The 20,270-nt window shown below is 71.3% G+C and carries 17 protein-coding genes; 5 read left to right on the top strand and 12 right to left on the bottom strand.

Annotated features, from left to right (window positions below):
• Window positions 1-343: 343 nt before the first annotated feature.
• Window positions 344-1,204, top strand: a complete 861-nt coding sequence (locus tag ACFXKZ_RS35815) for an HAD family hydrolase (protein ID WP_380006365.1) — start codon at window positions 344-346, stop codon at window positions 1,202-1,204.
• On the opposite strand, the gene uxaC is transcribed toward ACFXKZ_RS35815, so the two are convergent.
• From uxaC to ACFXKZ_RS35795, 4 genes are all read right to left on the bottom strand, one after another.
• Window positions 1,099-2,502: a glucuronate isomerase gene (gene uxaC, locus ACFXKZ_RS35810; RefSeq protein ID WP_380006362.1), complete on the bottom strand. Its 1,404-nt coding sequence runs from the start codon at window positions 2,500-2,502 to the stop codon at window positions 1,099-1,101. The genes ACFXKZ_RS35815 and uxaC overlap by 106 nt on opposite strands.
• Window positions 2,503-2,586: 84 nt before the next feature.
• Window positions 2,587-3,276 (bottom strand): nickel pincer cofactor biosynthesis protein LarB, encoded by a 690-nt coding sequence (gene larB, locus ACFXKZ_RS35805; RefSeq protein WP_380006359.1) that lies wholly within the window; start codon window positions 3,274-3,276, stop codon window positions 2,587-2,589.
• Entirely contained in the window at window positions 3,269-4,216 is a 948-nt protein-coding gene (locus ACFXKZ_RS35800; RefSeq protein ID WP_380006356.1) for an asparagine synthase-related protein, read from the bottom strand. The genes larB and ACFXKZ_RS35800 overlap by 8 nt, the downstream gene beginning before the upstream one ends.
• 26 nt (window positions 4,217-4,242) lie before the next feature.
• Window positions 4,243-5,619 carry a mannitol dehydrogenase family protein gene (locus tag ACFXKZ_RS35795; RefSeq protein WP_380006353.1) on the bottom strand — a complete coding sequence of 459 codons (1,377 nt, stop codon included), beginning with the start codon at window positions 5,617-5,619 and terminating at the stop codon, window positions 4,243-4,245.
• Between the two features lie 99 nt (window positions 5,620-5,718).
• On the opposite strand from ACFXKZ_RS35795, the gene ACFXKZ_RS35790 reads away from it, so the two are divergent.
• The 3 genes from ACFXKZ_RS35790 to ACFXKZ_RS35780 all read left to right on the top strand — a co-directional run bounded on the left by ACFXKZ_RS35790 (window position 5,719) and on the right by ACFXKZ_RS35780 (window position 9,388).
• Window positions 5,719-6,948, top strand: coding sequence for a lactate racemase domain-containing protein (locus ACFXKZ_RS35790; protein ID WP_380006350.1), 1,230 nt, complete (start codon window positions 5,719-5,721; stop codon window positions 6,946-6,948).
• Complete coding sequence (larC, locus tag ACFXKZ_RS35785) at window positions 6,945-8,180, top strand: nickel pincer cofactor biosynthesis protein LarC (RefSeq protein WP_380006347.1); 1,236 nt, start codon at window positions 6,945-6,947, stop codon at window positions 8,178-8,180. The genes ACFXKZ_RS35790 and larC overlap by 4 nt, the downstream gene beginning before the upstream one ends.
• A 152-nt stretch (window positions 8,181-8,332) precedes the next feature.
• The gene (locus tag ACFXKZ_RS35780) at window positions 8,333-9,388 is read left to right on the top strand and encodes a LacI family DNA-binding transcriptional regulator (RefSeq protein ID WP_380006345.1); all 1,056 of its coding nucleotides are present in this window, start codon (window positions 8,333-8,335) and stop codon (window positions 9,386-9,388) included.
• A gap of 42 nt (window positions 9,389-9,430) precedes the next feature.
• Here the strand turns inward: ACFXKZ_RS35780 and ACFXKZ_RS35775 are convergent, their stop codons facing one another.
• The 8 genes from ACFXKZ_RS35775 to ACFXKZ_RS35740 all read right to left on the bottom strand — a co-directional run bounded on the left by ACFXKZ_RS35775 (window position 9,431) and on the right by ACFXKZ_RS35740 (window position 18,728).
• Complete coding sequence (locus ACFXKZ_RS35775) at window positions 9,431-10,078, bottom strand: SGNH/GDSL hydrolase family protein (RefSeq protein WP_380006341.1); 648 nt, start codon at window positions 10,076-10,078, stop codon at window positions 9,431-9,433.
• Between the two features lie 94 nt (window positions 10,079-10,172).
• The gene (locus ACFXKZ_RS35770; protein WP_380006338.1) at window positions 10,173-10,991 is read right to left on the bottom strand and encodes a sugar phosphate isomerase/epimerase family protein; all 819 of its coding nucleotides are present in this window, start codon (window positions 10,989-10,991) and stop codon (window positions 10,173-10,175) included.
• 149 nt (window positions 10,992-11,140) lie between these two features.
• A complete protein-coding gene (locus ACFXKZ_RS35765) occupies window positions 11,141-12,565 on the bottom strand; it encodes a chondroitinase-B domain-containing protein (RefSeq protein WP_380006335.1) in 1,425 nt (474 codons plus the stop codon).
• A gap of 35 nt (window positions 12,566-12,600) precedes the next feature.
• Window positions 12,601-14,034 carry a polysaccharide lyase 6 family protein gene (locus tag ACFXKZ_RS35760; RefSeq protein ID WP_380006331.1) on the bottom strand — a complete coding sequence of 478 codons (1,434 nt, stop codon included), beginning with the start codon at window positions 14,032-14,034 and terminating at the stop codon, window positions 12,601-12,603.
• Between the two features lie 51 nt (window positions 14,035-14,085).
• Window positions 14,086-15,462 carry an alpha-L-fucosidase gene (locus ACFXKZ_RS35755; protein WP_380006329.1) on the bottom strand — a complete coding sequence of 459 codons (1,377 nt, stop codon included), beginning with the start codon at window positions 15,460-15,462 and terminating at the stop codon, window positions 14,086-14,088.
• 106 nt (window positions 15,463-15,568) lie between these two features.
• Entirely contained in the window at window positions 15,569-16,435 is an 867-nt protein-coding gene (locus ACFXKZ_RS35750) for a carbohydrate ABC transporter permease (RefSeq protein ID WP_380006326.1), read from the bottom strand.
• A complete protein-coding gene (locus ACFXKZ_RS35745) occupies window positions 16,432-17,403 on the bottom strand; it encodes a carbohydrate ABC transporter permease (protein ID WP_380006323.1) in 972 nt (323 codons plus the stop codon). The genes ACFXKZ_RS35750 and ACFXKZ_RS35745 overlap by 4 nt, the downstream gene beginning before the upstream one ends.
• Entirely contained in the window at window positions 17,400-18,728 is a 1,329-nt protein-coding gene (locus ACFXKZ_RS35740; RefSeq protein WP_380006320.1) for an extracellular solute-binding protein, read from the bottom strand. The genes ACFXKZ_RS35745 and ACFXKZ_RS35740 overlap by 4 nt, the downstream gene beginning before the upstream one ends.
• Window positions 18,729-19,204: 476 nt before the next feature.
• Between ACFXKZ_RS35740 and ACFXKZ_RS35735 the strand changes: the two genes are divergently transcribed.
• Window positions 19,205-20,215 carry a hydroxyacid dehydrogenase gene (locus tag ACFXKZ_RS35735; RefSeq protein WP_380006317.1) on the top strand — a complete coding sequence of 337 codons (1,011 nt, stop codon included), beginning with the start codon at window positions 19,205-19,207 and terminating at the stop codon, window positions 20,213-20,215.
• Window positions 20,216-20,270 lie beyond the last annotated feature (55 nt).

Here is a 20,270-nt window from a genome sequence, read left to right as displayed (position 1 = left end):
CGCCACCCCGCCGCGCCGCTCCCCCGGCATCACCCGGCCATCGACGCCGCCGGCGGCGAAGCCGGTGCGACGTACACCTTGCCGCCACGCGGCCTGTACGACGCACACGCCCACGCCGTCCGCCGGCTCGACGACGTTCACCCCCGCGCCCGGTGCGAGGCCGAGGAACGCCTTGCCGGTCTCGGCCAGTTGGCTATGAGCCGGCCGGCTCGACCGAGTTCGGCATGATGTCGGGGCGTGGGGCCGGAGTCCGTCGTGCCACTCTCGCGCCCTGCTGTCGCAGGATGGGCACGGCGGGGTTCGGGTCTCGACGTCGTGTGTGTCCGGACGTACGGTTCGGGGTGTGGAGGATGTGGATTTGGGGGGCGTCGAGGCGGTGCTCGTGGACTGGGATGGCACCGTCGTCGATTCCCAGCCGATGAATTTCCGGGCTCTGCGCGAGGTGTTGGCGTCGGTCGCCGGTGTGGTCCTGGACGAGGACTGGTATCGGGCGCGGTTGGGGACGTCGGTCGACGGTCTCCTCGTCGAGCTCGGTGCCTCGGTGCACACGGACGACGTGCTCGCGCGGTGCGGGGCGGTTCTGGTCGAACAGGCGCATCTGTTACGGACGTTCCCCGAGGTCGTGGCGCTGGTGCGGCGGGCTCGGGGGCTCGGGCTGCCGTGTGCGGTGGCCTCCGGCGGTGGTGGGCCCGTGGTGCGGGCGGGCATCGCGGCGGTGGGGCTCGGGGAGCTGTTCGACACGGTGGTCGTGCGCGAGGACGTGGCGCACGGGAAGCCGGCCCCGGACCTGTTCCTGGAGGCCGCCCGGCGCCTGGCGGTCCACCCGACGGGGTGCCTGGTGGTCGAGGACGCGGACCGACCGGGCGGCGGGCCGGATCACCGTCACCTCACAGCCGACCGTCCACATCGACCGGCCGCACCCGCCGAACGCGGGCAAAGCCCGGGCACGGACCACCCGCGTGTCTCGTGGGACGTGCCGAAGTCCGGAGAAGGACGGGCAAAGAGCCCCTCGCCCACTCCGGCGGCGGCGTCCTCGGCGACCTGCGGGTGGTCCGCGAACGACGAGATGGTCGGCCCGGGGGCCGGGTCAGGCAGGGGTCACAGTTTGAATGCCCTTCGTGGGTTGACCGTGACCAGGTCCACGGCCGTTTCCATCGCCTCGTCCTCGTCGAGTCGGTGTTCGGCGACCAGTTCGGCGAGGTAGCCGCAGTCCAGGCGCCGTGACATGTCGTGGCGGGCGGGGATCGAGCAAAAGGCCCGGGTGTCGTCGACGAAGCCGGACGTCCGGGCGAAGCCCGCCGTCTCGGTGACCGCGCGGCGGAATCGGCGGATGGCGTCGGGGGCGTCGAGGAACCACCACGGGGCGCCCGCGTAGACCGAGGGGTAGAAGCCGGCCAGCGGGGCGATCTCCCGGGTGAAGACGGTCTCGTCGAGGGTGAACAGGATCAGGTGGAACCCTTCGGCGGTTCCGTACCTGTGCAGGAGCGGACGCAGGGCGTCGGTGAACTCGGCGCGTAGCGGGATGTCGTGGCCGGTGTCGGGGCCGTACCGGTGGTGGGTGGGCTCGTGGTGGTTGCGGCGCACGGACGGGTGCAGGGTCATCACGAGGCCGTCGTCGCAGGACATGCGGGCCATCTCCAGGAGCATGTGCCGACGGAAGGCGACGCCTTCGGCCTCGCTCGCCGTGCCCTGTAGGGCGGCCCGGTAGATGCGGGCGGCCTCGCCGGGGGTCAGCGGTTCGGTGCCCACGTCCGGGTGACTGTGGTCGGCGGAGGTGGCGCCGTGTGCGATGAAGTGGCGTCGTCGGTCCTCCAACGCCCGGATGTAGCCGTCGTAGTCCGAGGTGTCGGTGTCCGCGGCCTCACCCAGGCGCGCCACGGCCGCCGCCCAGCCCGCACCGGGTTCCAGGTAGCGGTCGGGGCGGAAGGTGGGCAGGACCCGCGCCGTCCACTCGGGGTCGGCGGCCAGTGCCCGATGGGCCGCCAGATCGTCGGCGGGGTCGTCGGTGGTGGCCAGCACCTCGATGCCGAAGCGGCGGAACAGCGCCCGCGGGCGGTAGGCCGGTTCGGCCAGGCGCGCGGCGATCGTGTCGTAGATCCGGTCGGCCGTGGCCGCGGCGGGGCGTTCGGTCACGCCGAAGATCTCGACGAGTTCCGCATCCATCCAGTAGCGGACGGGGGTGCCCCGGAAGGCGGTCCAGTTCCCACACATCGCGCGCCACGCCCGGCGGGCCTGCGATTCAGACAACGGCCCCTGTCCCACCCCGAGTTCGTCCAGCGAGACGCCGCAGGCGTGCAGCAGGCGCGTGACGTAGTGATCGGTGGAGATCAGCAGGCTCGCCGGATCGTTGAACGGCTGGTCGTCGACCAGCAGGCGAGGGTCCACGTGACCGTGCGGCGACAGGATCGGCAGGTCGCGAACGGCTTCGTAGAGCCGGCGGGCGACGGCGCGTGCCGGTGCGTCGACGGGCAGGAGCCGGTCGGGATGGAGTGAGGAGGGCATACCCGAATCGTCGTCCGTGGCCGAAGAGCACGGCAATCGGTTGTCATGTGTTGCCGCGAGGCGCGGCTGGCTCCCGGCCGACCTCTACGATGCCGCGCCGACCGCCGGCGTGACGGGTGCCGCGATCTGCGCGGCCAGGTGCCCGGCCCCGAAGCCGTTGTCGATGTTGACGACCGCGACCCCGGGGCTGCACGCGTTGAGCATGGACAGCAGCGGCGCCAGGCCGCCGAAGGCCGCTCCGTACCCGACGGAGGTCGGCACCGCGACGACAGGTGCCGCGACCAGCCCCGCCACCACGCTGGGCAGCGCGCCGTCCATGCCGGCGGCGACCACCACGACCCGGGCGGAGCGCAGCAGGTCGAGCATGCCGATCACGCGGTGCAGTCCGGCCACGCCCACGTCCACGGCCAGCTCGCAGCGCCGGCCCAGATAGCGGGCGGTCAACTCGGCCTCCAGCGCCACCGGGAGGTCGGAGGTGCCCGCCGCCAACACCACCACGAGACCTCCCTGCGGAGCGGGCGGTACGGGCGGCCACACGAGCAGCCGTGCCTGCGACTCGTGCCGGGCGTCGGGCAGTTCGGCGAGCACCGCCCGCGCGTGCTCGGAACCGGCGCGGGTGAACAGGGCCGGGCCTCGGCCGTGCTCGCGCAGCTCGGCGGCGATCGCGCCCACCTGCTCCGGGGTCTTGCCCTCGCAGAAGATCGCCTCCGGATATCCCCTGCGGTCGATCCGCTCGTGATCCAGACGTGCGAACGATTCGGTCGTTTCAGCCATGGCGAACTCCGATCAGGGACAACGTGAAGGCACCCGATTGTTGGCCCGCGAGGTCGACGGCGACCATCGGGAACCCGGCGTCGCGAACCACCGCCAGAGCCGCCTCGCGCAGGTCGCCCGCGAGCGCCGCGATCTCGGCGACGGGCACCTCGATCCGGGCGACATCGCCGTGGTGGCGAACCCGGCAGTCGCTGAACCCCAGCCCCCGCAGGCCCCGTTCGGCTGCCTCGACCTGGCCCAGCTTGTCCGGTGTGACCTCGCTGAAGTGCGGGATCCGCGAGGCCAGACAGGGCGCGGCCGGCTTGTCCGCGCAGGGCAGGCCCAGCGCGGCGGCGATCCGGCGGACCGCCGCCTTGTCCAGGCCCGCGTCGGCGAGCGGGCGCAACACCCGGTGGCGCACGGCGGCCTCGGCACCGGGGCGATCCACGCGTACCACGTCGTCGGCGTTCTCGCCGTAGGCGACGGCCGTCAGGCCGTGCGCCCGGACCACCTCGGCGGAAATGCGGGCGAACAACTCGTTCTTGCAGTGGAAACACCGGTCGGGGCCGTTGGCCCGGTACGCCGGCAGGTCGCCCTCACGGGTTTCGACCTCGACCACGCGCGCCCCGATCGTCGCGGCGACGCGCAGCGCCGCGGTGTGCTCGTCCGCGGCGAGGCTGGGCGAGACGCCGAGCACGGCGATCACGCGGTCGGCGCCCAGCGCGCGCACGGCCAGGGCCAGCAACACGGAGGAATCCACGCCCCCGGAGAAGGCCACCCCGAGCCGGCCGGGCGTGTGGAGCAGTGCGCCGACGCGGTCGACGGCCGCGCCGTCGGTGTCGGACAGTCCCGGGAGCATGACGTGCTTCTCCTGTTCGAGGTTGGTTCGCCGATGTGCCGCCGTCGGGTCCGCGGCGCAGGTCCGCAGCGCAGGTCCGCAGCGCATATCCGGGCGGCGCATGTCCACGCCGCCGACGACGACTTCGGTCAGCCGAGTTCCCAGGCCCGCGCGGTGAGCGCCTCGACCAGTTCGACGTCCCCGGCCAGGGCTGGATCGAGGAAGGCCAGCACCGCGGGCACGGCCTCGGCCGGTGATCCGGTGAGCACCGGCGCGGCGCCGTCGCGTACCGGGATCCCGTTCTTTCCCAGCAGGTGCAGCATCCACGCGGCGATGACGCGGATCGCGCCGGACGGCATCGCCCCGGAGGCCCGCTCTGCGTAGAGCGTCGGAAGTATGCGCACCGGGATCTTCTGGGCCCCGTCCTCGGCGATCTTGGCGAGGGTGTGCCGGATGCGCGGGTTCGCGAAGCGGTCCGTCAGCGCGTCCCGGTAGGTGGTCAGCACGGTTTCCGGGAAGTCCAGGTGGGCCGACGCCTCGTCCCACCATTCGCGCATCCACACCCGGCAGACCGGATCGGCCACGGCCTCGGCGACGGTGGCGTGCCCGCGCAGCGGCGCCGCGTACGCCAGCAGCGAGTGGGCGCCGTTGAGCAGCGACAGTTTGCGTTCCTCGTACGGCGTGACGTCGGCGACGAAGCGGGCCCCGGCGTCCTCCCAGCGCGGCCGCCCGGCCGGGAACTCGCCGCTGAGCACCCACTCGGTGAACGGCTCGGTGACGACGGGGGCTTCGTCGGCACGCCCGGTCGCGTCGCGCACGGCCGCCACGTCCTCCGGGGTGGTCCACGGGGTGATCCGGTCGACCATGGTGGCGACATACGAGGCGTGCGCGGCAGCCTCGCGCCATTCGGGGCGCCCGATCGTGTCCGCCAGTTCGCCGACCATCCGCGCGGTGACCTCGCCGTTGCCCGGCAGGTTGTCGCACGGCACGACGGCCACGGGGCCACCACCCGCGCGCCGCCTGGCGGCCAGCCCGGCCAGCAGCCGCGCGGCGACCGTCGACACCGGGGCCGTCGGATCGGCGCGCAGCGCGGCGATGTCGGCGCTCACATCGGCGCGTCGGGTGTCCAGGCCGCCTCCGGGCGCTCGGGCGTACGCCGCCTCGGTGACCGTCAGGGTGACCACGGCGAGTTCCGGCCGCCGCCAGTGGTCCAGCCACGCGGCGTGGTCGCCGCCGGGGTGCGCCGAGGTGAGCGAACCGACCACCTCTAGGCGGTCGCGGTCGGGACCGCGGGTGACCAGCGTGTAGAGCCCGTCCTGGGCGGTCAGCCGCTCGGCGACCGTGGTGCTGCGCCCGGTGAACGCCGCGATCCCCCACCGGTCGGCGTCTCCGGCGTGCTCGGTGTACCAGGCCTGATGGGCTCGGAAGAAGCCGCCCAGGCCGAGATGGAGCATGCGCACCGGCGCGGCGGGGCGTGCGTCGACCGCGCGGGACAGCGGTCGGGTCGTGGGGCGGGGGCTTGGCATGACGGCATGTTCGCCGCCGCCGGCTCGGCGCGGCAACCGGTTGCCATGTGTTGCCCCGGGCACTTGCACCACGTCGGACACCATGGTCCTCTGGCCGCCATGACAGCACAGATCGGTGGGCCGGGCACCGTCCTGCCCGAGGACCGGGTGCGAGCCTTCGTCGCCGAGCAACTGGCCGGCGAGGACCTCGACGGCCGGAGCGTTTGCCTGGTGGTACCCGACGGCACCCGCAGCTGCCCGCTTCCGCTGCTGCTCTCCGCGGTGCACGAGGCGCTGTACGGCCGGGTCTCCCGGTTGACGGTGCTGGTCGCGTTGGGTACGCACGCGCCGATGGGAGAGGCCGAACTGGCCGCCCACATCCCGCCGTTGCCCGGCATGACCGTGCTCAACCACGAGTGGTGGGAGCCGTCGACGTTCGCCTCGGTCGGCACGATCGGCGCCGACCGGGTGGCCGAATTGTCCGGCGGGCTGCTGCGCCAAGAGGTCGACGTACGCCTGAACCGGGCCGTCGTGGAGCACGACGTGGCCCTGGTCGTCGGCCCGGTCTTCCCGCACGAGGTGGTCGGTTTCTCCGGCGGTGACAAGTACTTCTTCCCCGGCGTCGCGGGCGCCGACATCATCGACCTGTCGCACTGGCTCGGGGCCCTGATCACCAGTGCGGAGATCATCGGCACGCGCGGCATCACTCCGGTGCGCGCGCTGATCCACGAGGCGGCCGCGCTGATTCCGAGCCGCCGGCGCGCGTTGTGCGTGGTGGTCGAATCCGGCACCGGGGCGCTGCACGCGATGGCGTACGGAACCCCGGAGGCGGCGTGGTCGGCGGCGGCCGACGTGTCCGCGCAGGTCCACGTCCGCTACCTCGACGCACCCGTACGGCGGGTGGTGTCCGTGATCCCGGAGAAGTACGAGGACATCTGGACCGCGGCGAAGGGCTTCTACAAGCTCGAACCGGTCGTCGCGGACGGCGGCGAGGTCATCCTGTACGCGCCGCACGTGCGCACGATCGCCGCGATGCACCCGGAGATCGAGCAGATCGGCTACCACTGCCGCGACTACTTCACCAAGCAGTGGGACCGGTTCAAGCATCTGCACTGGGGCGTCCTGGCGCACTCCACCCACCTGCGCGGCGCGGGTACGTACGACGAAGAGCAGGGCGAGCGCTGCCGGTTGACCGTCACCCTGGCGACCGGCATTCCCGAAGACATCGTCCGCGGCGCGAACCTGGGCCATCTGGACCCCGCTGCGGTGGACTTCGCGGCGTTCGCGGCCGATCCGGACACCCTCGTCGTGCCGCAGGCGGGCGAGATCCTGCATCGGTTGCGCCCGTGAGGGCCGCGTGGATCGACGCGTCCGCCGGCATCGCCGGGGACATGCTGCTCGCCGCCCTCGTCGACGCCGGGGCCGCGTTGAGCACCGTACGCGCCGCGGTGGAGGCCGTGGTCCCGGGCGAGGTACGTCTGGAACAAACGCAGGTCACGCGCGCCGGGATGCGGGCGACGCGGATCGAGGTGACGCCGAGTGCGCACGACCACGCACACCGCACATGGCGCGACGTACGCCGCCTCATCGAGCAGGCTCCCCTGGCCGATCCGGTCCGCACGTCGGCACTGGCCGCCTTCGCCCGCCTCGCCGTCGCCGAGGCGCACGTACACGGCACCACCACGGAGGAGGTGCACTTCCACGAGGTGGGTGCCTGGGACTCCATCGCCGACGTCGTCGGGGTGTGTGCCGCGCTGCACGACCTCACCGTGACCGAACTGACGGCGGGTCCGGTGGCGTTGGGCTTCGGCCGCGTCGGCACCGCCCACGGCGAACTTCCCGTCCCGGCCCCCGCGGTGGCCGAACTCGCCGCCGAGTGGCAGGTGTTCGCGGGCGGCGAGGGCGAACTCGCCACTCCCACGGGCCTGGCGCTGCTCACCACACTGGCTCGCGAGTGCTCGCCCCTGCCGCACCTGCGGCTGGAGCGCACCGGCGTCGGGGCCGGCAGCCGGGACATCCCCGGACGCCCCAACGTCACGCGCGTCTTCCTCGGCACCCCGGTCCCCGCCGCGAGCGGCGACGCCGCCGCGGACGCCGCCGAAGCCGTCGTCCTGGAAACCAACATCGACGACCTGGACCCGCGCGCGTGGCCCAGCGTCCTGGCCTCCCTCATGGAGGCCGGCGCCTCGGACGCCTGGCTGACCCCCATCCTGATGAAGAAGGGCCGCCCCGCACACACGCTCTCCGTGCTGTGCCCACCACAGGGCGCCGAACCCCTGCGAGACGCCGTCTTCCGCCTCACCACCACCCTGGGCGTCCGCGAACGGCCGGTCCGCAAAACCGAGCTGCAACGAGGCTGGATGCACGTGGACGTGCTCGGCGATCGCCTCCCGGTCAAGGTGGGCCACCGCGGCGGCAGAATCCTCCAGGCGACCCCCGAGTACGCCCCCGCCGCCGCCCTCGCCGCCCGGCTCGGCCTTCCCGTGCACGTCGTCCTCGCCGCCACCACCACCGCCGCCCACCGGGCGGCCCTGACCACCGGCGCCCCCACTCCGCGCACGCTCGCCCCCGAACCGGCCTGAACCCGGGGCGCCGCCGCGCGGTGGGTGGCGGCGACGAAACGGGGTACAGTGCGCTGCCTCCCACCATCCCGTGGGCGGTCACGGCATCGTCCGACCACCGGTGTCGCCGCCCCGGACGTGGGGTTTTCCCGCGAGAACGGAAGTGAGATCGGGTGAGCGAGCGTGACGGCGCACCGAGCGCACCGAGCGCACCGACCGGCGGGAAGGCGCCGACGATCTACGATGTCGCCCGGGCCGCGGGGGTGGCCGCGTCCACCGTGTCCCGGGCGTTCGCCCGGCCCGGCCGGGTCAACGCGGCGACCGCGGAGCGCATCCGGCGGGTGGCCGCGGAGCTGGGCTACCGGGTCAATCCGTTGGCGTCGGGGCTGCCCACCGGCCGCACCTCGATGCTCGCGCTGGTGGTCTCCGACGTGACCAACCCGTTCTACGCCGAGATCATCCGGGGCGCCGAGTCGGCCGCCGCCGAGGCCGGGTTCGTCCTGCTCCTGATCGATGCCCAGGAGAACGACCGGGTGGAACGCGCCAGTCTGGAAAGGGCGTTGCCCGCCGTCGAGGGACTGGTCCTGGCGGGTACCCGGCTGTCGGACTCGGCCATCCGGATGACCGCCAAGCAGCGGCCGGTGGTCGTGCTCAACCGGGATGTCGCCGACGTCCCCAGCATCACCCTCGACAACCCGCACGGCATGCTCGTGACCGCGGAACACCTGGCCCGGTTGGGTCATCGCACGGTGACCTACGTGGCCGGCCCGGAGGCCTCGTGGGCGGACGGGATGCGGTTGCGGAGCCTGCGCGAGGCGGCGACCGGGCTGGGCCTGCGGGTGCAGCGTGTGGGCCCGTTCGCGCCGACGGTCGCGGGCGGTCGCGAAGCCGTCGACGCGCTCCCCGAGGACCTGCCGACCGCCGTCGTGGCGTACAACGACCAACTCGCGATCGGGGTCGTGCTCGCCCTCCAGGCGCGCGGCGTGCGAGTGCCCCGGGACGTCAGCGTGGTCGGCTTCGACGACATCTTCCCGACGCGCATCGTCCGGCCCGGACTGACCACCGTCGCCGCCCCGCTGCGCGCCCAGGGACGGGCCGCCGTCGACGCGCTGCTGTCCTCGCGCGGCAAACCGGCACCGCGCACCGGCAAGCCGATGACCCTGCCGGTCAAGCTGGTCGTCCGCGACTCGACGGCCCGGGCCCGGCGCGGCCCGCGGCCGAGCGGATAGAGCGGATAGAGCGGATAGAGCGGTACGCGGTCCCGGAGTCGGCTACCGCCGTACGTCGTGGGCGGCGGGAGCGACCTCGGCGAGCCACGCGTCGGCGATCAGTCGGTGTCCCAGCGGGCTCGGATGCACTCCGTCCGGGGCCAGCTCCGCCGATTCCCGCTCCTGCGCCGCGCGGGGCAGCAGGAGGTCGGCGCGAACCACCTGGGCCGCATTGCGCGCAGCCGCCCGCAGCACGGCGTCGGTGCGCGGTGACAGGTCCTCGAACCAGCGTTCCTGGTCCGGCCCGACCGGGAGCAGGAACGGGGTGATCACGACCAGCCGCGCGGAGGACTTCCGCGCGGTGGCCGCGAGCAGCCGGTCCAGGCATGCCTCGAACTCGTCGACCGGGCTGAGGAGGTCACGGTCGTAGCGTCGCCAGGTGTCGTTGATGCCGATCTTGACCGTGACGACCGTGGGCCGGTGGTCCAGGACGTCGGTGCTCCAGCGGGATTCGAGGTCGTACACGCGGTGGCCGTTGATGCCCCTGTTGACGACGCGAGGCCCGGGTCCGTTCTGTGCCCGCTCGCGCAGGGTCCGGGCGATCTCGTGCACGTATCCCCCGCCGAGCGACGTGGGGTCCGTGCGGTCGCGGCCCGCGTCGGTGATGGAGTCGCCGATGAACAGGAGCGTGTCGTCGTCCTTGAAGTGCATGCCTGCCGTCCTGGCGTCGATGGGTGGCGGCCCGGCGGGACATCCCACGCGTGGCCCGCCGGATCACAGTCTCGACCATGTCGGGTCGAGGGGTTCATCCTGCCGCGCGCCGCAGCGTCTCGGCCTCGCGTGCCAGCACCGCAGGGTCGTCGCCGGGGACGAACTCCAGGAGTGCCTCGATGCCCCGGCCCGCCTGTAGGCCCAGGGCCGCGACCCACAGGTCCCGGCGATCCGCGAGCGGCAGCCGGTTGTTGCCCGGCCACCACGAGAAGACGTGCACGGCGGTGACCCGGTCGCCGAGTGCGACGAGCCCGGCCAGCGCTTCCTCGTCGGGGGCGTTCTGTGGCGGCTGCCAGTACGTGCGGACGTTGTCGGCGTCCACCTCGTCGAGCAGCCGAATGGTCGAGGCGACGGTGTCGGTGAGTGTGTTGCCGTGGAATTCCGTCGCGAGTTCCAGGCCGTGGTCGGCGGCGATCCGGGCCGCCTCCCGCAGGCCGCGCACGGTGGTGTGCCGCTCGTCGCGCCGGGCCTCCCGCGATCCGGTCGCGCCCGCCCAGACCCGTATCCGGGGTGCCCCGAGCAGCACGGCGGCCCGGGCGACGGCGGGGAATCCGGCCAGTTCGGCGGGAGTGGCGCGAAAGTACGAGCCGTACGAGCAACACACCAGCCCGTGGCGGGCGGAGACCTCACGGACCGCACGGACCGCGCCGGGCCGCTCCGCCGGCGCGTGCACGTCCGCGCCCCACTCGATCACCTCCAGGCCCGCGTCGACCGCGAGGCGCACGACCTCGGCGGCGGGCAGCCGGCGGAAGGTGACCGAGCACAGGCCCGGACGGATCCGCCCGGCGTCCGACGCGGCCGACGGGCGGAGCGGGGGGTGGTCCGCCGCGCTCCGTTGGCTCTCCTCGGTCATGGCCCTGCCTTCCTGCGGTCGGCCTGTGAGTGGTCTGCGGGGTCCGAAGCGGTCCGCCCGGACGGGACCGGGCGGACCGCTTCGCAAGGTCGGGCGCGGTCGGTTGCACGAACCGGTCGGGTGTCCGGTGCCCCGTCACCGCCGGTCGCTCAGGGAGCGTTCGGGCCCACGTCCGCGGCGGTGAGGGGGTGCCGGAGTGCGGGCGCCGTCGAATACTCGTCGGCACCGATGTCCCGTACGCTGCCGCGCTGGTCTCCGTCGATGTCGTCGGCCAGGGTGATGTTCAGCGTGGCCGCGCCGATCGCCGGGCTGCCCGCCGTCAGTCGCGACACACCGTCCGTGCCCTGGGCGAGCAGCGGGTCGGCCCGGGTGAAACCGCCGGCGGGGATGTTGCCGTTGCCGGCCGCTCCCCACAGCAGGTTGCTCTTCCAGGTGAAGCCGGTGGTGGCTCCCATGGCCACGAGGTCGCCGGAGTCGCCGACCAGCAGGTTGTCGGCGATGGTCACGTTCTGCGGTTCGAACGCCCGCGTCTCGCCCTCCAACATGCCCGCGTTGTTGAGCAGCGTGTTGTGCGCGATCACCGCGCGGTCGCAGGCGTCGTTGCCCCGCCGCTGGGTTTCCGTCTCGCTCGGGGTGTGGTCCCGGGTGCTGCCGCTGCCGACCACCAGGGCGCGGCCGGACAGACTACTCAGGTAGTTGTTGACGATCACGTGGTCGTTGCCGTAGATCCGCACCCCGTCGACGCCGCCGATGAGGTAATTGCCCTCCACCGTCGAGCCGTTGCCGTGGCGCAGCACGATGCCGCCCTTGCTGTCCCGAATGGTGTTGTATCGGATGGTGTTGCCCGAGGACTTCACCGAGATGGCCTCGGGGTCGCCGTTGCAGCGCTCGAACAGGTTGTACTCGACCTTTCCGCCGGCGTTCGCCAGGGCCTTGCCGCTGACGCCGAAGCGGATCGGCTCGCCGCCGTTGTCCCCGGTGAAGCTGTGGTCGGAGAAGTGGTTGCGGAAGATCTGTACGTTCTGCGCCATGTCGGTCTTGTTGGGACCGTCGACGACGACGAAGATGCCCGTGGTGGTCTTGTTGTGGAAGTGGTTCCGGTCGATCTTGGTGTCGTTCGCCCGCACGACGACCCAGTACGGGTCGCCGTTGTCCGCGAACTGGAAGTCGTTGCGGGTCAGCCGGATCGCCGGGCAGTTCGTCGGGATCTCCAGCGTGGTGCTCTGCCGGAAGGCGAAGCCGCTGATCACGATGTTGGTCGAATTGCTCAGCACGAAGCTGCGTTCGCCCCGCAGCACCACACCGCCGCGCGTCTTCGACACGATGGTGATGGGTGCGGCGCTCGTGCCGTTCTTGCCGGAGATGGTGATCGAGCCGCCAGTGGGGACCGTGTAGGTTCCATCGGCGACGACGATCCGGTCACCGGGCGCGGCGCCGTTGATCGCGCTCTGGAGCGCCGCGAGGGAGGCGACCGGGATGTCGGCCGCGGACGCGCTGCCCGACAGTGAGGTGGTGAGGGGTACCGCGGCGAGTGCGGCCACGGCGGAGCCTTTGAGGAACGTGCGTCGTTGCATGATGCCTCCTGCGTCGAAGTGGGCGGGCGGGTCGCTCAGTCGGCCAGGGGACCGACGTCGGCGGGGGTCAGGGGGCCACACTTCGGCGCCCGGCGGAAGTATTCGTGCGCGCCCACGTCGGGCGTCCTGGTGCGGGGCTGTCCGTCGATGTCGTGCGTGATGCGCGGCCGGCGCGGCGTGCCGCCGTCGATCGCCGGGCTGCCGGCGGCCGGGCGGGCGATGCCGTACGCGTCCTTCACCAGCTTCGGGTCGACCCGGGTTCCGCCGCCGGCGGGGATGTTGCCGTCCGCGGCGGCGCCCCACAGGAGATTGCCGGACCAGGTGAAGCGCACGGTGTTGGCCATGGCGACCAGTTGGCCCGTGTCCGCCACGAACAGGTTGTCGGCAACGGTGACATCGCGCGGCTCGTGCGGGCGCTGGCTCTCGCCGGAGATCGTGCCGCCGTTGTTCACCAGGGTGTTGTGGGCAATCAGGATGCGGTCGGGGGCGTCGTTGCCGCGGCGCGCCTCGGGCGTCTCGCCGGGCACGTGATCGCGCTCCGATCCGCTGCCGATCACCAGGGCGCGCCCGGCCAGGCCGGAGAGGTGGTTGTTGACGATCACATGGTCGTTGCCATAGATCCGCACACCTTCGGTGCCGTCGATGAAGTGGTTGGCCTCCACCCGGTTGCGGTTGCCGTGCCGCAGGACGATTCCGCCGAAACTGTTGCGGATGGTGTTGTGCCGGATGGTGTTGTCCGAGCTCTTCACCGAGATCGCCTCGGGGTCCCCGTTGGCCCGCTCGAACAGGTTGTACTCGACGATCGCGTGGGCACTGGACAGGGCCCGGGGGCTGACGCCGAGCCGGATCGGTTCGCCGCCGTTGGAGCCGGTGAAGGTGTGGTCGGAGAAGTAGTTGCGGTACACGTGGACGCGCTGGGCCATTTCCTCGGTGTTCGCGCCCTCGATGCCGAGGTAGATGCCGAGGGTGCTCTTGCCGTGGAAGTGGTTGTGGTCGACGGTGCTGTCGTCCGCGCGCACCATCACCCAGTGCACGCCCTCGATGTCGGCGAGGTGGATGTCGTTGCGGGTGAGCCTGATGTGCGAGCAGTCCGGTGGTATGTCCAGCGTGTTCCGCTGCCGGAAGGAGAAGCCGCTCAGGGTGATGTGAGTGGACGCTTCGAAGACGAAGCTGTGTTCGCCTTCCAGGACGACGCCGCCCTGCGTCCGGGCCTCGATGGTGATCGGCGCGAACCCGATGCCCTGCTTGTTCCGAATGGTGAGCGGGCGGTCCGAGGGGACGGTGTAGGTCCCGTCGGCCACCACGATCCGGTCGCCGGGTCGTGCCCGGTCGATCGCGGCCTGCAGCTCGTCCAGTGTGCGGACGGCGCCGCGGGCCGCGCTCGCGCTCGCGGTCAGCGCTCCGCCGACGGGGGCGGCGGCCAGCGCCACCCCTGCCGCGGTACCCATCAGGAACGTGCGGCGTTGCATGGTGCCTCCGTGAGGATGTGGTGGAGGTACGGACGGTGTTGCGGCTGGTGATCAGCCGGCGATCGGGGTGTCCCCGGTGGTGTCGTCGGCGTCCCGGGGCGCCTGGGCGTCCAGGAACAGTTCGATGACGGGTACGGGGGTGTCGGGGCGCCCGACCGGGATCTGGAGGGTGAGCGTTCCGGCGGGCTGGCCGCCCATCTCGGTGTTGACCGCGGGCCGGTCCGGGTCGATGTGGACCGGGATGATCTCGGACGCGTCGTTGAGCAGTTGGGCGTAGCGCACCCGCCCGGCCAGGCCGGGCAGGTGCAGGTGACGCGGCGGCCAGGCGAACAGGTGCACGTAGAGCCGGTCGCCGCGTTGGGTGTACCGGCATTCGGCGGGGGCGGTGTACGAGGAGGGGCCGCAGCCGCGGATCGACCGCTCGTGCAGCCGCGTCCACCGGCCGATCTCGTCGAGGATGGCGGTGTCGCGCGGGTCGAGCGCGCCGCGGCCGTCGGGCCCCACGTTGAGCAGCAGGTTGCCGCCCTTGGACACGCCGTCGACGAGCATGCGGATCAGCAGGTCGGGGCTCTTGTGGTCCAGGTTGTCCCGGTCGTAGCCCCAGCTGCCGTTGAGCGTCTGGCAGGCCTCCCAGACCACGGGTCGCCCATTCTCGGTCATCGGGCCGGACGGCTGGTACTGCTCGGGGGTGACGAAGTCCCCGGGCAGGCCGGTCCGGTCGTTGACGAGGACGTGCGGCTGCAGTTCGCGAATCGTCTTCAGGAGTTGCGGGGAGTCCCAGTCGTCGGGTCCCTTGCCGCCCCACCAGGCGCGCCCGACGTACGAGAAGTCGAAGAACAGGTAGTCGATCCGTCCGAACGAGGTCAGCAGTTCACGCACCTGGCCGTGCAGATAGCGCTGGTACTCGCGGATGTCCCGGTCGGCGTTGGCGGCCTTGAACGCCTCGTCGTCGCGCTGCGGGTGGGTGCCGTCCACCGGGAAGGACGGGTGGTGCCAGTCGATCAGCGAGTAGTAGAGGCCGACCTTGAGCCCCTCGGCGCGGCACGCCTCGACGAACGGCCCCACGAGGTCGCGGCCGTACGGGGTGTTGGTGACCTTGTACTCGGTGAGGGCGCTGTCCCACAGGCAGAAGCCGTCGTGGTGCTTGGTGGTGAGCACGACGTAGCGCATGCCCGCGGCCTTGGCCGTCCTGGCCCACTCGACGGGGTCGTAGCGGTCCGGGTCGAAGTGGTCGAAGTAGACCTGGTACTGCTCGTCGGTCAGTTCCTCCCGGTTCTTGACCCACTCGTGCCGTGCGGCGAGGGAGTACAGACCCCAGTGCACGAACATGCCGAACCGGGCGGTGGTGAACCAGTTCGTCTCCGGGCCTGCCTCGGGATCCGGGGTCGCGGACGAATGCGCCTGCGGGGTGTCAGCGCTCGCGGTCATGGGGAATCGCTCTTTCTCGTCGGCCGTCGGCGCGCGCCGGCTTTTCGTGCGCGTCGGGCTGGTCGTACGGGAGGGGGGTGGGGAAGGGGGCCGACGGGTGTGCGGGTCAGCCCTTGAGTGCCCCGGAGGACAGGCCGCTGACGAAGGACCGCTGGAAGAACAGGAAGACGATCACCGAGGGCAGCAGCGCCAGCAGCGAGGCCGCCATCACCACGCCGGGGGTCACGGCCGGATCGATCCGCAGGGTCCGCAGCGCCAGTGGCAGCGTGTACGAGGAGGAGTCGGTGGCCACGAGCAGGGGCAGCAGGTACTGGTCCCAGATCATGGTGAAGCCGAAGACCCCGATGACGCCGAGCGCGGGCTTGCACATCGGCAGGATGATCTGGGCGAAGATCCGGAAGTCCCCGGCGCCGTCGATGCGCGCCGCCTCCTCGAGTTCGCGCGGCACGTCCTTCATGAACTCGGTCATCACCAGGATGGAGAACCCCCAGGCGCCCAGCGGAACGATCATTCCGGCGAGGGTGCCGATGAGGTTGAAGTGCACGACCGGCAGGTCGGCGAGCACGACGGACAGCGGGATGGCCAGGATCTCCTCGGGCAGCATCAGCGTCGCCAGGATGGCAACGAACGCCAGCGTCATGCCGGGGAAGACCTTCCTGGCCAGCGCGTATCCGGCCAGGACGGAGACGGACACTTGGAGCAGCAGCCCGAAGCCGACGACGAAGAAGGAGTTCAGCAGATACTTGAGCACCCCTTGGTCGAAGGCGATGCTGAAGTTGTCCAACGTGAAGCCCGAAGGCACGATGCTCAGCTGCGTCGGGTCCTTGATGTCGCCGAAGGCGCCGACGAGCAGGGCCAGCAGCGGACCCGCGAACATGGTCAGGACCAGGAGGTAGACGACGGCCTTCAGGATCCGTCCGCCGATGCTGCGGCTCTCGGTCAGGCCCAGCGCGGTTTCGGTCGACTCGCTCACTTGCTCTCCCTCCGCCGCAGCAGTTGGACGATGATGGTCAGGATCAGCGTCGCCGCGAACAGCAGGACCGCTCCCGCCGCGCCGACTCCGAGCCGGTTCTGCTCGAGTCCGAGCTTGTAGATGAGGGTCATGACGACCTCGGTGGAGCCGTTGGGCCCGCCGTTGGTCAGCAGGAACACCTCGGTGAACACGCGCAGTCCGCGAATGGCGGCGAGGATGAACAGGATCGAGAACACCGATCGCAGCCCGGGCACCGTCACATGCCGCACCCGCTGCCACCGGGAGGCACCGTCGACCCTGGCCGCCTCGTACAGACCGCGGTCCACACTCGTCAGACCGGCGAGGAAGATCATCATGTCGTAGGGGGCGCCGCGCCAGATGCCGGTAACCATGATGGATGCCATCGAGGTGTCGGGGTCGTTGATGAACCCCGATGGGCCCATTCCCGCCAGAGCGAGAATGGAGTTGAGCATGCCGTCGCCGGTCGGGTGGTACATGATCCGCCACAGTTCGGCGACGACCGCCATCGGCACCACCACCGGAAGGAACGCGGCGGAGCGCACGAATCCCAGCCGGCGGCTCTGCCCCTCCATCAGCAGGGCCAGTGCGAAACCGAGCGCCATCGCGCCGAAGGTCTGGCCGACGGCGAGGACGATCGTGTGCCACACGGCCTCGCGGAAGCCGTGGGACTGCAACACCGTGCTGTAGTTCTCGGTGCCGACCCACCGGTTTCCCAGGTAGGGCTGAACGTCCTGGAAGGACATGGTCACCGCGTTGACCATGGGAATGAACTTGAAGTACAGGGAGAGGATCAGCGCCGGGGCCAGGAACAGCCAGGGCGTCCACCACCGCCCTCCCCTGCGGCCGCGGACCCGGCGGTCGGCGGCCCCGCCGCCCCGGCGACCCACTTTTCGCGGGGCGGGGCCGGTCGCCGGCAGGGCGGCCGGATCCGCCTGGTCGAGGCTCATGACGCGGCGATCCCCTGCTCCTTGAGGATGTCGGCGAGCTGCTTGTCGAGCTCACGCAACTTGGCGTTGATGTCGAGGCCGCAGTCCGCCATCAGCGCGTTCACCGCGTCCGCCGTCACCTGTCGCACCGGCGTCCAGTTCGGGATGGACGGCGCGTAGCGGCCGGAGTCCTGATACGCCTGGGCGTAGGTCTTCCAGCGCGGGTCGGTGCGGATCTGGGCGATGTCCACGTTGGTGTTGACGGGAATCTGCACGGTGTAGCCGGTGGTGCCCTCCATGCCCTTCTTCTGGCCCTCGACGGAGACCGCGAAGGCGGCGAAGGCGTCCTGGCCGGCGCGGTTGTCGGAGCCGGCCATCAGGTAGACGGAGCTGCCCTCGGCGAGGACGGTGGCGTCCTTCGGCCCCTTGGGCATCGGCACGACCTCGTACTTGTCCGCGCCGAGCGACTTGTCGAAGCGCGGCAGCAGGTACGGGCCGACGACGTACATCCCGGCCTTGCCCGCCTCGAACGTCTCGTTCGTCGGCGGGGTGTCCATGGTCACGGCGCCGGGCTGGATCGCCTTGCTCTTGCAGCCGAGGTCACGGAACCACTGCATGGCCTGCACCGATGCAGGGGTGGTCATGGCCGGCTTGTACTTGCCCTTGCCGGTCTCGGTGATGAAGTCGCCACCCGCGGCCCAGAGGAAGTTGGAGAAATACCAGGAGGCGTAGCCGCGCTTGGTGGACAGCGGCGCGGCGAGCCCGGCGGTGTTGTTCTTGCCGTCGCCGTCGGGGTCCTGGGTGGTGAAGGCCGCGGCCATCGCGGCGAACTCGTCCCAGGTCCGCGGGGGCTCGAGCTTGAGCTTTTCGCGCCAGTCCTTGCGGATGAGCAGCGCGGACGCCTGCGCGGAGATGGGCAGGCCGAACTGCTTGCCGTCCAGGCTCTTCCCGGACTGCAGTCCCTGAGCGATGATCTGGGCGCTGTCCTTGATCTTGCCCATGTCGATCTCGCGGAGCAGACCCTGGCTGTGCATGGTCCCGATCTGCGTCGCGTCGTTCATGACGATGTCGGGAAGCTTCTTCTGGGCGGCGCGCTGCTGCAGTTTGGTCTCGAAGTCGTCGAAGATGGCCGTGACCTCGACCTTGAAGCCCGTGGCCTTCTCGAAGGCGGCGGCCAGCTCCTGCGCACCCTTCTCGCCCGGTCCGCCCGGCGTCGTGCGGGTCCAAAGCTCGAGAGGCGCCTTGGAGTTCTGCTTGGCATCCACTCCCGCAGGCCCGGATGTACAGCTGGTGAGGATCAGGGCGGAGGCGAGGGCCCCGACACCGATCCATCGCGATCTTTGCATGACTACTCCTGTTTTCGCCGGATCGCAGTGGCCTGGAAAGCGCTTGCTGGGACGGTAACGGGGTCCGATTCGCCGGTCAATAGTCCGATGAATACAAGAGGTTTCAGCGGCCGACGAGAACACTCGTCCGGCGCGCTCCCGCACCGGCTCCACGTGATCCGACGGGCGGTAGAGACGGCCTGGCACCGGTGGATGGGCGCTTACGCGTGGATTTTGGGCATCGACGGGAACGGCGAGTAGTCGTCCGAGTCGAGAAGTTCGAGCAGTCAAGGTCACAGCGATGACATTTCAATGATCCGATGTATGGTTTCCGTGAGCTTCAGGCCGGACAACACCCGGGCCGGCCCGCGCCGAACCCGGGCCAGGCCGTACCAATCGCGACATTCAGTCAGACGTTTGCCACCGCATCCGAGCAGGGACCGCCGATCGTCCGGCTGTCGGTCCACCATCGGACAGGCCGAGGAGACCGACCCGCCATGAACGAACCGGCCACCGTACCGACAGCGCTGTTGGTCATGGAGGAAGCACGCCGGGCCGACGTCTACCCGCCCGAAGTGCTGGCCGGGCTCGGCCGGCTCGTGCACTGGCAGGGCCCTCCCCTCACCAGGCAGGAGTTGGCCGCGGACCCGGGTGTGCTGCGGGACGTCGACCTTCTGCTCACGGGCTGGGGTGCACCCGTCCTGGATGGCGCCCTCCTGTCACATGCCCCACGGCTGCGGGCGGTTCTCGTCGCGGCGGGATCCGTCCGGCATCTGACCACACCCGCCTTCTGGGACCGCGGCATCCCGATCGTCTCGGCCGCCGCGGCCAATGCGGTTCCGGTGGCGGAGTTCACCCTCGCCCATGTCCTCCTCGGGCTGAAGCAGGCCCACCACATCGCGCGGGAGGTGGCGCACAACCGCCGCTTCCCCACCAATCCCGACGTCCCGGGCGCCTACCGGTCACGGGTGGGCCTGTTGGGGCTCGGGCACATAGGCCGGCTGGTCGCCGCCCACTTGGCGCGCTTCGACGTCGAGGTGCTCGCCACGGATCCCATCGCCTCCTCGGACACCGCCGAGCGCGCGGGAGTCCGGCTGGTCTCCATCGACGAACTCTTCGCCGGCTGCCATGTCGTCAGCCTCCACGCGCCGCTGCTGCCCGAGACCCGCGGCTCGATCGGGGCACGGCTGCTGGGCTCCATGCGGCCGGGCGCGACACTGATCAACACCGCGCGGGGCGCGCTGATCGACGAGACCGCCGCCACGGAGGTCCTGCGGGCCAGGCCCGACCTCACCGCCGTACTCGACGTCACGCACCCCGAGCCCCCGGCCGCCGACTCGCCACTGTTCACCCTTCCCAACGTCGTTTTGACACCGCACCTGGCCGGCGCCATGGGCGCCGAACGCCACCGCCTCGGACAGCTCGTGCTCGAGGAAGTGCGCCGCTTCACCGAGGACCGGCCGCTTCGGCACGCGATCGACCCCGCACACGCCGCGTCGTTGGCCTGACCGCGCGGTCGGGCACTGCCGGGCGCGGTCGGGTCGGGCACTGCCGGGCCCGGCC

The sequence above is a fragment of the Embleya sp. NPDC059237 genome (genome assembly GCF_042754105.1).
Classification (GTDB): Bacteria; Actinomycetota; Actinomycetes; order Streptomycetales; family Streptomycetaceae; genus Embleya.
This window is presented reverse-complemented; position numbering and strand designations above follow the sequence as displayed.